The sequence below is a fragment of the Acidobacteriota bacterium genome (genome assembly GCA_016196035.1).
Lineage (GTDB): Bacteria > Acidobacteriota > Blastocatellia > RBC074 > RBC074 > JACPYM01.
The window spans coordinates 106,352-119,596 of record JACPYM010000057.1 but is presented as its reverse complement, the minus strand read 5'-3'; the positions used below and the strand labels follow the sequence as shown (position 1 = coordinate 119,596).

At 53.2% G+C, this 13,245-nt stretch carries 10 protein-coding genes; 5 read left to right on the top strand and 5 right to left on the bottom strand.

The features are described 5' to 3' along the window. Nucleotides 1-84 precede the first annotated feature (84 nt). Together HY011_17285 and HY011_17280 are read left to right on the top strand one after the other, a co-directional pair. Nucleotides 85-2,808 (top strand): glucosidase, encoded by a 2,724-nt coding sequence (locus tag HY011_17285; protein ID MBI3424690.1) that lies wholly within the window; start codon nt 85-87, stop codon nt 2,806-2,808. Nucleotides 2,809-3,071: 263 nt separating this feature from the next. Further along, on the top strand, nt 3,072-4,139 hold the full coding sequence (locus tag HY011_17280; protein MBI3424689.1) for a hypothetical protein: 1,068 nt from the start codon (nt 3,072-3,074) through the stop codon (nt 4,137-4,139). 351 nt (nt 4,140-4,490) lie between these two features. On the opposite strand, the gene HY011_17275 is transcribed toward HY011_17280, so the two are convergent. The 5 genes from HY011_17275 to HY011_17255 form a co-directional block, all read right to left on the bottom strand. After that, on the bottom strand, nt 4,491-5,126 hold the full coding sequence (locus tag HY011_17275) for a hypothetical protein (GenBank protein MBI3424688.1): 636 nt from the start codon (nt 5,124-5,126) through the stop codon (nt 4,491-4,493). A gap of 233 nt (nt 5,127-5,359) precedes the next feature. Next, complete coding sequence (locus tag HY011_17270) at nt 5,360-6,235, bottom strand: formylglycine-generating enzyme family protein (GenBank protein MBI3424687.1); 876 nt, start codon at nt 6,233-6,235, stop codon at nt 5,360-5,362. Nucleotides 6,236-7,088: 853 nt separating this feature from the next. Then, on the bottom strand, nt 7,089-7,412 hold the full coding sequence (locus HY011_17265) for a DNA-binding transcriptional regulator (GenBank protein ID MBI3424686.1): 324 nt from the start codon (nt 7,410-7,412) through the stop codon (nt 7,089-7,091). After that, nucleotides 7,399-7,815, bottom strand: coding sequence for a type II toxin-antitoxin system RelE/ParE family toxin (locus tag HY011_17260; protein ID MBI3424685.1), 417 nt, complete (start codon nt 7,813-7,815; stop codon nt 7,399-7,401). The genes HY011_17265 and HY011_17260 overlap by 14 nt, the downstream gene beginning before the upstream one ends. Nucleotides 7,816-8,170: 355 nt before the next feature. After that, a complete protein-coding gene (locus HY011_17255; protein ID MBI3424684.1) occupies nt 8,171-8,866 on the bottom strand; it encodes a hypothetical protein in 696 nt (231 codons plus the stop codon). A gap of 1,026 nt (nt 8,867-9,892) precedes the next feature. Here HY011_17255 and HY011_17250 point away from each other — a divergent pair. From HY011_17250 to HY011_17240, 3 genes are all read left to right on the top strand, one after another. After that, nucleotides 9,893-10,357: a YHS domain protein gene (locus tag HY011_17250; GenBank protein MBI3424683.1), complete on the top strand. Its 465-nt coding sequence runs from the start codon at nt 9,893-9,895 to the stop codon at nt 10,355-10,357. A 1,040-nt stretch (nt 10,358-11,397) separates the two neighbouring features. Further along, nucleotides 11,398-11,616 carry a cold shock domain-containing protein gene (locus HY011_17245; protein ID MBI3424682.1) on the top strand — a complete coding sequence of 73 codons (219 nt, stop codon included), beginning with the start codon at nt 11,398-11,400 and terminating at the stop codon, nt 11,614-11,616. Nucleotides 11,617-11,797: 181 nt separating this feature from the next. Further along, nucleotides 11,798-13,198, top strand: coding sequence for a cysteine--tRNA ligase (locus HY011_17240; GenBank protein ID MBI3424681.1), 1,401 nt, complete (start codon nt 11,798-11,800; stop codon nt 13,196-13,198). Nucleotides 13,199-13,245 lie beyond the last annotated feature (47 nt).

The following is a 13,245-nucleotide window of genomic DNA, read 5'->3' as shown; positions in this document are numbered from 1 at the left end:
AACCGCTATTAACACAGGGCTTTTGCAAAGCCGTCAGCAAGAGAGTTTACGTTTCTATTGGGAATATCCGCCCGGCTTGTTGGGATGTATGAGTGCGAAAAGCATTCGACGCAAGCAACGAAGGAGTGTCATTTGAAGCATCAAGCAGAAGAGCGAGCACAGCAATTGAAACCATTGGTTACGGCAGAGGAACAACGTCTCGCCGAATCACGCGAACGCACCAAGCACTGGAAACGTTGGGGCCCTTATCTGAGCGAACGCGCCTGGGGCACTGTGCGCGAGGACTATTCGCCGCACGGTTCGGCCTGGGATTACTTCCCGCACGAGCACGCGCGCTCAAAGGCGTATCGCTGGGGCGAAGACGGCCTCGGCGGCATCAGCGACCGCCAGCAGCATCTCTGTTTCGCGCTGGCACTGTGGAATGGCCGCGATCCGTTTTTGAAAGAACGGTTGTTCGGCTTGACCGGTTCGCAGGGCAATCACGGCGAAGATGTCAAAGAGTATTACTGGTATCTGGACGCCACGCCGACGCATTCGTACATGAAGTTTTTGTACAAGTACCCGCAGGCCGAGTTTCCCTATCAACAATTGGTGGAAGAGAATCAGCGGCGCGGGCGCGAGGCGTTGGAATTCGAGTTGCTGGATACGGGCGTGTTTGCCGATGACAAGTATTTCGATGTGTTTGTCGAATACGCCAAGGCTGCGCCGGAAGATATTTTGATCAAACTTACGGTGGTGAATCGCGGGCCGGAAGCGGCGACCCTGGAGCTATTGCCCACGTTGTGGTTTCGCAACACTTGGCCGTGGGGCGGCCCTGAACCACGGCCTTTGCTGAAAGAAGTGGGTGAGGGCGTCATTGAAGCGGAGCACGACTATTTGGGGCGGCGCCGCTTGTATTGCGAAGGTGCGACGGAGTTGTTGTTCACTGAGAACGAGACAAACAAAGCGAGGCTTTTCAATGCGCTGAATGCTGTGCCCTTTGTCAAAGACGGCATCAGCGATTTCATCGTGCATGGCAACCACGAAGCCGTGAATCCTGAACGCAGCGGCACAAAAGCGGCGGCGCGATATTCATTGACGTTGCAACCCGGCGAAACGCGGACGGTTCGCTTGCGACTCAGTGATGACCTGAACATACAAACACCGTTTGGCAATGTGTTCGAGCGAACCTTTGCCGCCCGGTTGCAAGAAGCAGACGAGTTTTACGCACAGCTTGCGCCTGCCGATTTGTCTGCGGATGCCCGCAATGTGCAGCGGCAGGCATTCGCGGGGCTGATGTGGAGCAAGCAATTTTATCATTACGATCTGAGCCGTTGGTTGAATGGCGACCCGGCGCAACCCGCGCCGCCAACTGAACGTTGGAATGGGCGCAACAGCGATTGGTCGCATCTGTACAACGCCGACGTGATCTCCATGCCCGACAAATGGGAGTATCCCTGGTATGCCGCGTGGGACTTGGCGTTTCATACCTTGCCGATTGCGCTGGCCGATGCGGACTTTGCCAAAGAGCAACTCATCCTAATGCTGCGCGAATGGTATATGCACCCGAACGGGCAGATACCGGCGTATGAATGGGCGTTTGGCGATGTGAATCCGCCGGTGCATGCTTGGGCGGCCTGGCGCGTTTACAAGATTGATCAGAAGCGCACGGGCGTGGCTGACCGCAAGTTTTTGGAGCGCGTCTTTCATAAACTGCTGCTCAATTTCAACTGGTGGGTCAATCGCAAAGACGCCGAAGGCAAGAACATCTTTCAGGGCGGCTTTCTGGGTCTGGATAACATCGGCGTGTTTGACCGCAGCGCGGCATTGCCGACAGGCGGGCATCTGCATCAATCGGATGCGACAAGTTGGATGGGCATGTATTGCCTGAATATGCTGACCATTGCGTTGGAATTGGCGGGTGAGAATCCGGCCTATGAAGACGTGGCGAGCAAGTTCTTCGAGCATTTCGTCTACATCTGTCACGCGATGAATCACGCGGGTTGCGATGACGTGCAGTTGTGGGACGAGGAACACGGCTTTTATTACGACGTGTTGCACATGCCGGACGGCGGGCATTGGCCGATGCGCATTCGTTCAATGGTCGGGCTGGTGCCGCTGTTTGCGGTGGAGACGCTGAACTCGGAACTGATTGATAAGTTGCCGGGCTTCAAGAAACGCATGCAATGGTTCATCGAAAACCGCCCGGAGTTCGGTCAGCACGTAGAGATTCAGCAAACGGCAGATGGGCAGACACGGTGGTTTTTGTCGCTGGTCAATCGTGACCGCTTGCGGCGCGTGTTGCATTTCATGTTGGATGAGGAAGAGTTCCTTTCGCCACACGGCATTCGCGCCGTCTCACGGCATCACAAAGACAATCCGTATGTGATTCAAGTCAACGGCCACGAGCATCGCGTGGATTACGAACCGGCAGAATCTTCGACGGGGTTGTTCGGCGGCAACTCGAATTGGCGCGGGCCGATTTGGTTCCCAGTCAATTACCTGCTGGTCGAGTCGTTGCAGAAATTCCACTACTTTCTGGGCGATGACTATCAGGTGGAGTTCCCCGCGCGTTCGGGCACGCAGTTGAATCTGTGGGATGTCGCGGGCGAGTTGTCGCGGCGCATGACACGCATCTTTTTACGCGATGAAGCCGGACAACGCCCTGTGTTTGGCGGGACTGAGAAGTTCCAGCACGATCTGCACTGGCGCGATTACGTGCTGTTTTACGAATACTTCCACGGCGATAACGGCGCGGGCATTGGTGCAAGCCACCAGACGGGCTGGACGGCATTGGTGGCGAAGTTGATTCAACAGAGCGGGGAATGAGCGCTCAATGTGATTAAGGCAAGAAAATGGCGTAGGGGCAGACCTGTGTGTCTGCCCCGGTGGCACTTGCCATCTTCGCTTTCGTCTGACGCGACCGGGGCAGACACACAGGTCTGCCCCTACGTTGACCGCCGTCTTTGGCCCCCAGTGTTGGGCGCTGGCGCATCGCCCAACACTTTCCGAGAAAAATTGACAGCGGCGATTGTGAGACCTAGAGTAACCGCGCGGTTGTCCTGATTCCGCAACCTTCGATTCCTTTGCTTGTGAGTTCAAAGCAACTCCACCGACCGACGCCAAAAAAAGGAGGCCTAATGAAACTCGGATGTCACCTTTGCTGTTCGCTTTGGTTGACTCTGTTGTTCGCCGACGCACGGCTGAACGCTGTCGGCGCTGCGCCGCAACCGACCACCTACGCCGCTAAAAAAATACAACCCAAGCCGAACCCAACCAAAAAGAAAATAGTTCGAAAAGTAAGCAAGCGAGTACAAGCCGCCCAGTCTCATTGCGGTGATAATCCGCCCACGAATCCTTCCCACTGCACGATCAATGAAAGATTCGAGGCGGGTTGTACGCTACCGTTCCAAAATGAAGTGAGTCACGAAGTTGATGCGCAATGTCCCATTGAAGGCTGCGCCACCAGAGCGTCCGACAAGGCACAAAACAGGATCAAGAATAATTTGTGCGCGACCGGCACGCCCGTACAACTGAGCTTCGCTTCCTTTGACAAGTTGCAACGAGCCGTTGACCGGTTGGTGCTCAGCCACCAAATCAGTTATGGATCAACCGGGCCGCCGCAACCGAGTGATCGGGCGAAGTTGCACGGAATTGCAACGCAGGATGCGAACGGGAGCGCCATCACGTTGAGCGAAGGCGATCTGGTCACGTTGGAGGCATTTGTTTTGGACGCCAAGCACGATGATACCTTCCCGTTCGGCTTTGGCGGGGAGGGCGTCAACTGCAAAAACTCGTTGTTGGAGTGGAACGATATTCACGTTGCGCTCGGTCAAACCGCCACGTCACGCGAATGTTCGAGCGTCACGGCGGAAATCATCCCGCACTTCCGCCCGGCGGTCTGGGAGCGTTTCGATTCCAATACTTGCACCAAGCCGCACGTGACAAAACCGCTGCCCGTCAAAGGCTTGCGCGTGCGCCTCACCGGCCAACTTTTCTTCGATGGCAGTCATAAGCCTACGCCGTGCAATGCCACGCCCGGCAGCGGGAACCCTTTGCGCAGAGCCGTGTGGGAAATCCATCCGGTTTACAAGATAGAGGTTTTTGATGGCGGAAGTTTAATTTCATTTGAGGATTGGGCGGCAAGGCAGAGCCCCTAAGATTTGCATGTCTGTTGTTATAGATGACTCTTTTATACGACCGAACTCCGGATCAAGGCGGCGTCAGCTTTTTGACTTTCGTCGCTGTTCACGCTTCATCTGAACGGCGACCGGACAGCCAACGACGAAAAAGCCCAATTGGTCAAAAGACGGAAAAATCTGGCGACGACAACCACCACTAAGCCGTTGATTTCACGCGCGCATTGCGCGGCGAACTGGTCAATAGAGGGATTCTGACCGGTTCACCTAACAACCCGTTCACCGGGCGTGGCCTGTGACGTTGGAAGTAACCACAACCGCCGTTGGCCACGCTCCGGTGCACGGGTTGTTCGGCAGGTCTTTGATAGGCGCTTACTGTCGCTGATGAAAGCCTTGCAGACTAATATACTGTAACCACCTCGTTTTCCCTTCTTTATCTTTCCAATTAACTGTTGTCAGCCTTGAAATTCTATGCGTCTCCTTGCCGTCTTCCTGCGTAACAATCTTGACAATAACGTGGCGTGCGGAAATCACCTCAATAAATCCCAGCCGCGCAAGTTCCTGTGGGGAAGCGTTCATGGTATAGGTCCAGACCTTCTCCTCGATTTTGCGTACACGGTAGGTTTGCCCCATGGATTCGATGAAATAGTCTCCCAGGCTTCCGTCTTTGTTCAGGAAATACCCTTCTGTTCCCTGAACTTTCATTGGCGGTACTTTGCCCCCTTCAAAAATCATCTCATCTGTGGTTGAAACATAGGCACGCTCTTCCTGCACCATCAGATTCTCAGCCTTGATCGTATCAGTCCAGGCCATCCGCCTGATCACCTGTCCACGTTCATCAACGCCATACATGGCCCATTCTCCCGTAAAAGTACCGGTTAGTACTGCCAACTCTTTAGACTTCAGTGTCGGAGTCTTCTGCGCGAAGGATTGCACGCCATACAACATGCAAAGTGCGCTGACGAGCAGGGGGAGAAGCGATAGGTTACTCTGCTTGAAATTTCTCAATGTAAGTCTCTCCTTTGTAGTTGGTAATCATGAATGTTCACCTCTTGAGTAATCAAAGTTTATGCCGAACGGCCACGATCACCGGGGACGGCCTGAGATGTTGGTGATTGTCGAAGCCCCCGTTGGCCGGCCTCCGGTGCATCGGGTGTTAGGCGCAGTTTCCGCCATAAGACATCTATGCTGATCGCCCAAACGACTTAGTTGCCAAGTTCGGGAGAGAGAAGCGCAAAGCCCTACTTTGTCGTCCTCGCGAGGCGAAAACCAATAACATTGCCACGGTTTTCGGGCCGGACGGCGTGGCGTGACGCTGATCGACAATACTGAGCCGGGGCACCCCAACTGCCACCACGTTGCATCTTGTAATAAATCGGCCCTGGCGGTCCCGACGGATCAGTCACTGGCCCCGTCGGATAGGCTGAATACCAGTCCATCCAATCTTGCACCCACTCCCACACATTCCCGTACATATCGTACAAGCCCCAGTCATTCGGTTTCTTCTGCCCGACGGGATGAGTCTTGCCGACTAGGGTTTCACCATACCAAGCGTACTCGCTGAGCCGAGTTTCATCATCACCGAAGCTGTACTTTCCTTTCGATCCGGCGCGTGCGGCATACTCCCATTCCGATTCCGTTGGCAGCCGATAGGTGTATCCATCATTCCGCTTATTCATTTTCTGAATAAACTGCTCCACATCCTCCCATGACACGTTCTCTACCGGCAAGTTCGCGCCTTTGAAATGGCTCGGATTGTTCCCCATCACTGCTTCCCACTGGGACTGTGTCACCTCATACTTCCCCAGCTCAAAGCTGCGGCTGATCCGTACTAGATGCACTGGGCTCTCATGCAACAGCTCATATAAAGCGGGAATTTGACCGTTTACATCCCTATTATCTGAACCCATCATGAACTCGCCCGCTGGAATCCGTACAAACTCGATTGTATCAGCAGCAGATTTTGGGTTTGGTGTAGGCGCAGGTGAAGGCTTTTGACTTCCCGGAATAATGTCTCTGCCGTCAGTCTGCCTCTTGACCATTGGCAACGCTATTACGCTAGCTAGTAAGGCCAACATCACTCCACAAACGGCATTTTTAACGTTCATTGATTGCATTATTATTTCACCATCCTTTCCGCTACACGAACATAGATGAGCTGCATGTCTTGATATATCACCTTCACGCGTAACTACTCGGCCTTTCGGTTCTATCGCGTTCCTCAGCGCCTAACATGTAATTAGGTTGCTACGCGAGGTTTCTGATAACACAAACTTGTTTGAGCTATCAGAAACAGTTTCTGGTACCAGAAACCAAGAAGCTGGCGTTATCAGAAACTTTTGTTTCCCGAACCTTGTGTGTCATTGAACCTTGATAGCAATGTTGTCGAATAAATTTGTGAACATGCGGACATCGCCTATTGGTCAGAATTACTCTATTGACCAGTAAAACCTTTTCCAGCGTGACCGGCAGTAAAGATTCTGGACTCCTATTGTGCTGTGACGATTACGAAATGCGCCCGTTGCTGCTGGGAAACCGAAGACTACGCCCTTGGCAAAGTACAATAGCGGGCGCGAGTGAACGCTAATCTTAATGCGAATAAGAATGCCAATGCCAATCAAACTACGTCAACTATACACAGTAAATTTCGCGGCTGATAAGGCCGTTTATGGCGTTGATGCCCTCACCACGGCTCTCTTCTTACGTCGTTTCTTAATCCTTGTCATTCGCTCCCACAAAGCAAACTCACATTAACCAAATCGTCCAAAAAACAGCGTGACTTTACCTGGGCCTGTGCAATTTAACAATGAATGCGCGGCAAAATCGGCGGAGCGAGCCAGTCTCTTTTTCAACTCACTCCGCCATCCCGTCTGCTTGGTTCGACGCCGGGTTATGAATTGGGCGTCGGTGGTTGTCGGGGAATGGGCGGTGTCGTGGCATGGTTCGTTCCCGAATTTATTGGCGAGCCTTTTACGCAATGGCTGCCAGGCCGTGTTTTTCGATCAGTGACAGTAACTTCAAGGAAGGGCCGGCGAGCTTCTTTTCGCCGCGCTCCCACTTGCTGACGTAATCCTTCGTCACGTTCAGATAGCGCGCAAAAACCGACTGGCTCACTTCTTCGCGTTCGCGCAACGCGCGGATTTGTTCGGCGGTGAACTCATGGATGGGTGTCAAGCAAGTATGGTCGAAACTCCGCATCGTCTGCTTATCTATGACGCCAGCATCGTACATGCCGACAGCCGTTTCATGGATCGCCGCGAAGGCCTCACTTTTGTATGTCTTAGCTTTCTTCATGGTAATTCACCTCCTGCCAGGTTCCGTTTTCAAGCAGTTTCAAAATCTGTTCGTCGTTCAAGGCGAATGTGATTTTCGCCTGTCTTTTGAACTCTTTTTCCTCGTCTTCGTCAATGTTCTCCCGCGCGCTTTTCGACCAGCCATAGACGAAAAAAGCCTTGTCTGCCTGGCGATAATAGATGATTGACCGATAGCCGCCGGATTTTCCCTGGTGGGGCCGGGCAATCCTCTGTTTGATGACACCGCCGCCATAGTCGGCGTCAATATTTCCTTGCTCGGCTTCTTTCACGACCTTGCGCAGTTTTGCATCGCTTATCCATTCATTGCGGGCAAATTTGGCAAACCATTTGGGTGATGGCTCAAAGAGGAGAGGTCTTGCCGCAGATGAACGCTGAAAACGCAGATCAAACCTGTTCGTCAATTGAATTAATCGGCGTTGGTCGGCGTTGATCTGCGGCTTGGCTCTCTCCCCATTGATCCACTACCACCATTTGTTCTTGAAGATTCGCATATTGGGTTGTCCAATCCGGCTTGCCCCACTTCTTAACTGTATAGCTCTTAGGGCTATGTTTTAAGCATCGCCCGATATTCACGCGGCAAAGCGTTTGTCAAAATAGCTCTGGTCGCTGAAGCCTGCCAGATTGGAAATCGCGGCGATGCTCAGGGTTGATCGCGCAACAACTATCGGGTTATGTGGCGAGCGGACTACGTCGCGGATGGCGAAATCCGCCCTTGCGTCTGGCTGGTTCGATGCCCGCTTATGAATTAGGCGTCGGTGGTTTGTGGGGATCGTCCGGCGGCGGCTCTGGCGTGTTGTTGCGGGTGCGATAGGCGACATGGCTGGCGCGCGTCCAATTCGCCAGCATGGCCGGGTCGCCGTTGAACTTGTTGCGGATGACGACGTCCAGTTGGCGGACGGCTTGCAGGCCACGGGCGACGGTTTCATCCATGGCGATTTTGGCCGGGACGTGCGCGCCGACGGCGCTGGCTTTTTCGGTCGAGACCTTTTCAAAATCGGCGATGAGTTGGGTGAGCCGCTCGATGAAATCCGCTGGCATTTCGTGTTTCAGGAAGGCGGCCTTGAGCGGCGCGGCGTCGGCGGCAAAGGCGCGCGCGGCGTTGAGCAGGGCCTGGTCGTTGGTGCCGCGCGGCAGCCGGAATTGGTTCTCCAAACCCGGCGTTTCAAAGGCCAGCACGCGTGCCGTGCGGTTGATCGCCAGAATCAGTTCGCGCAAATCCTCGCGGAGGGCCGCTTTGGTGGCGGTAATGCTTTGGGCTGCGCCTTTGCCGGAGGATTGACTGGTGCTGTGATTGTCCAATTCCGCGATGACTTGGGCGACGGTGGCAAGGAGTTCCTTGCCGAAGCTGCCCTCGGGGAAGGCGGTGGTTTGTGCAATGCCGAAATCGCGCGTGCGTTTCAACATCTCATAACGTTTGGTGGTAATGCTACCCATGTTATTGCTCCTTTGCTGAATATGGTTGATTGATGGGTGGCCGAAAACGAATCTCACAGGCGCAGGCAACGCGGCGGTTGAAGTCGGGACTGAGTTTGCGTCACTTACGCGCTGGATAAACTGCTGTCACAGAGAACTTGGGGCTTGTATGCTGATAACGGAGCGGATTTTACTCGACCGGTGGCAGAAAACAAGCGGATTTTTGCCGGTACGAAGCGTCTGGAGGAGAGTTGAAGGCGTGTTGCGCACGGTATGGAACATCTTGAACCGTGCGCGCCGCAGCCAATACACGGTACGGAGCGAGCTGAGCGAGAGATGGACTGGCCTGGACATTATGGGGAGCGACTTAAACAGTGTTCAATGCCGCTTGTGCTTGGTCTGGGGTCATCTGAATGCTGCGCATAACGATCTGATCGCTTGCAAAACAAAGAAAGTTCAGCACGAAGCAACGAAGGGGGCAAAATACTGCCCGCCGTAAATTCGTTAAGAGTTCATTGCTACCTCTGCGCCGCGTGAGCGGCGGCTGACTTTAGCCCGGCGTTTTCAACGCCGGGAAGGATAGCGATAGTTTCCGCGTCGCGTCAGCGACGCTTGAATTCAGGCGTCGCTGACGCGACGCGGAAATCTCAACGGCGTTCTCCGTGGGTTGCGCCCACGGCTAAAGTCAGCCGCCGCTGACGCGGCGAAAATGTGGCGGACAACCCGCAAAGGATTTATGGCGAACAACACTTTTATGGCGAACAAAACATATAAGTAAGGAAGCCAAAAAGCGTGATCCTTGCTGTCTTCTCCTTCCTGCTCCGCGCTTCGTGCGCTTCGTTGCTTCGGTGGTTTCATTTTCTGGCGGCTTATGAACTAGGAAGATTGGCTTGCTGGGCTGTGATGAAATTGATTCAGCGGAGCGGGGAATAAAGACGCTGGCGCGGATGATTTACGGCGTGTGAGTCGCGGGTGAAAGCACAAACGATGCATAGACGAGCGCGGTGTCGCAGCCGCGCTCTTTTACTAAGAGGAGAAGGAATTCGCATGTTGAAAAGCAATGATTGGTTAAAACGCTTCGCTTTGGCAGTGGCCGCGTTTGCGGTATTGCCGCTGGGCATTGGGCTAGCGGTCGTTGACCCGGTCAACAAGAACGTTTTTGGCACCGCGCTGAAAGGCTACGACACGGTGGCGTATTTCAAAGAAGGCCGTGCGGTCAAAGGTAAAGACGAGTTTCGCCACGATTGGATGGGGGCTAAATGGTATTTCGCCGACACCGCCAATCGCGACGAATTCGTCAAGAACCCGGAGCAGTACGCTCCACAATATGGCGGGTATTGCGCCTGGGCGGTCGGCCACGGCTATACGGCAAACATTGATCCTGAAGCCTGGAAGATCGTGGCAGGGAAGCTCTATCTCAACTATGACAAAAATGTGCAGAAGATGTGGGAGCAAGACATTCCAGGTTGGATTGAAAAGGCCAATGGTAATTGGCCAAAGCTCAAAAAATAATCCAACGAGGCATTTCGACTGATTGGCCGAGGGGCAAGGTTGTGTTTGTTATTCGTAGCCTTGCCACGCCGGCTTGTTGCGTTTGCAACGTCAACTTACAGCGCGAGTGCATACGAAAAAATGGATGAAAATCCATCTGACTGAATGAATGATGAAGCGGAGAGTCGCGCGGAAGCCAGAAATCCCCTTTGAAATCATTGTGTGCCATAACAATTTTGTCGCGGCATTGAAATTGCCATTATCAAATCGCTCTTCATCAATTTCAAAACAAGCTTTACAGATAATCTGACCCTTTTCATATACTACGTTTTCATCCCAGCAAAGCCCTTGGTGCGGTGGGTATCCTTGCGATACCCACCGCGTTTTTTTTTAGGCCCCGATGGATTGAAAGCAGGGTTAGATGCCTCGTCTTGTAACCGCCCGCTTAGAATTGCTGCCATTTGCTCCATCCAAGTTAGCTTATTTGCATGCCTTGTGGATCGCAGTGACAGAGGCAAACGAATTGGCAACGCGCTATTATGTCATTACACGCGAGGCCTATTTATCGAAGCAATCGATACAGAGCGAGTGCAAGTGGCCGCCGCGCTTGAATCAATCAAGAGAAATTGCTTAAAACCCTTGATTTTCTTAGCTGAAATTCATTGCGCCTCTTGACAGGTTCTTGATGCGTCAGTAGTATGCCGCCCGTTCGACCGCCGCGCCGTGTCAGGCGCAACTCAAACGAAAATCAGATGCTTTACCGTTAAAGCTGTAATGAAGAGCGTAGAAGTAGTGCGTTTTGTGGTTATTTATCCTGGTGTCAATTGAAGGCCGTGCTGGAAGCTGAAGCTTAACTCTTCAGCTTCGAGCACGGCTTTTGTCTTCGCCCACCGGAGCGTGAACAGGAGTCGTTTGCCCCCGCGTACTACAGGCGTCAACTTCACCAGCGGCTAGCTAAGCAGCTACGGCAGTAAAGCGAGAGCACTGAGCAAGCGGGATGTTAGTAACTTGACGGGCTGTGCGTAGCTCGTTCCATCGCAACCAGGAGGTAATTACTCACCATGGCAGAAAAGAAACAAGGCAAAGTTAAATGGTTCAATAACGCCAAAGGCTACGGTTTTATCGAACCACCCGATGACGGCGGCGGCGACGTTTTCGTCCACTATTCGGCAATTGATATGGACGGCTTCAAAACGCTCGACGAGGGTACCGTGGTCGAGTACGAACTTGTCAATGGTCCCAAAGGTAAACAAGCGGAACGGGTGATGAGAGTGCAGTAACTTCTGCTAGGTGATTTGTGATGCGCCAATGCCTTGCTCGTGCTCACCGCGAGCAAGGCATTCTTGTTTTTGGCGCTTGTGTAGAAAGAAATTATGGAGTTTGACAAGCTCAAGAAAGCTTCAATAAACTGCCTGCGCTTTGAATAAACGGACTGATTTTACTCATCAAAAAGGTTTCTGAATGCTCAAGTTGCATAACACACTGACCGGGCAAGTCGAAGAATTTCAGCCACTCACGCCACCCACGGCGCGCATGTATGTGTGCGGGCCGACAGTGCACGATTATGCGCACATCGGTAACTTTCGCACGTTCCTCTTCGCTGACCTATTGCGGCGGTATTTGAAATACAAAGGCTTCGCCGTGCAACACGTCATGAACATCACCGATGTGGATGACAAGATTATCAAAAAGGCCATCGAGAAAAAGCAGTCGCTGCGCGAATACACTGACGATTACACGGCGCGCTTCTTTGAAGATTTCGACGCTTTGGGAGCTGAACGTCCTGAAGAAATTTTGCGTGCTACCGATCACATTCCGGAAATGATAGACATCATCCAACGCCTGGCTGCCAATGGGCACACCTACGATTCCGACGGCTCGACGTATTTCCGCATCAATACCTTTCCCGGTTATGGCAAGCTTTCCAAGATGAATTTCGAGGGCAACCTGACCGGCGCCAGCGAGCGGGTTGATGCTGATGAATACGAAGCGAAAGAGAACGCGCGGGATTTTGTGCTCTGGAAAGCCGCCAAAGAAGGCGAGCCATTTTGGGAAACAGCCCTGGGCAAAGGCCGTCCGGGCTGGCACATCGAATGTTCGGCGATGTCCATGAAAGCGCTGGGCGAGACCTTTGACATTCACGCGGGTGGCATTGATTTGGTGTTTCCGCATCACGAAAACGAGATTGCGCAATCCGAAGGCGCGACGGGCAAGCCTTTCGTGCGGTATTGGGTGCATTCAGAGTTCCTGTTGGCCGAAGGCGAAAAGATGTCGAAGTCGAAAGGGAACTACTACACCGTGCGCGATCTGATCAAACAGGGCTTTACGCCGCGCGCGATTCGGTATTTGCTGTTGACGGCGCAACATCAAAAGCAATTCAATTTTACGCTGGAAGGATTGCGCGGCGCTGAAAGCACGATTGAGCGGCTGCATGATTTCAAACGACGGCTGACCGAAGCGAAGTCGGAGTTGGGCGCAACTGCTGCGCTAGCAGCTTTGGTCGAACGCACGCAACGGCGCTTTGAAGCTGCGCTGGATGATGATTTGAATGTGCCGGAAGCGTTGGCCGCGCTGCATGACTTCGTGCGCGAAACCAATACGGCGCTGGCGCAAGGCAGTGTCAAGGCGAGCGATCAAGCGGCTTTATTGGCCTTGGTTGAGCGTCTCGACTCCGTCCTCAATATCTTTGGCGAAGTGAAACACGAGCTGCTTGATTCCGAGATTCAGGCGTTGATTGACGAGCGGCAGGCGGCGCGCAAGAGCAAGAATTTCGCGCGCGCCGATGAGCTTCGGAATCAATTGACCGAGTTAGGCATCCTTCTGGAAGATACGAAAGACGGGTTGCGTTGGCGGCGCAAGTGATCGTTGGCATAAGACGACCTATGGCTGTGAAGAAATGAAAAGTCAGG

What these genes read in the sequence shown, in the direction of transcription:
- HY011_17285 (MBI3424690.1), top strand. Translation starts at nt 85, where the DNA reads ATGTATGAGTGCGAAAAGCATTCGACGCAAGCAACGAAGGAGTGTCAT.
- HY011_17270 (MBI3424687.1), bottom strand. Translation starts at nt 6,235, where the DNA reads ATGCAATCAATGAACGTTAAAAATGCCGTTTGTGGAGTGATGTTGGCC.
- HY011_17265 (MBI3424686.1), bottom strand. Translation starts at nt 7,412, where the DNA reads ATGAAGAAAGCTAAGACATACAAAAGTGAGGCCTTCGCGGCGATCCAT.
- HY011_17255 (MBI3424684.1), bottom strand. Translation starts at nt 8,866, where the DNA reads ATGGGTAGCATTACCACCAAACGTTATGAGATGTTGAAACGCACGCGC.
- HY011_17250 (MBI3424683.1), top strand. Translation starts at nt 9,893, where the DNA reads ATGTTGAAAAGCAATGATTGGTTAAAACGCTTCGCTTTGGCAGTGGCC.
- HY011_17245 (MBI3424682.1), top strand. Translation starts at nt 11,398, where the DNA reads ATGGCAGAAAAGAAACAAGGCAAAGTTAAATGGTTCAATAACGCCAAA.
- HY011_17240 (MBI3424681.1), top strand. Translation starts at nt 11,798, where the DNA reads ATGCTCAAGTTGCATAACACACTGACCGGGCAAGTCGAAGAATTTCAG.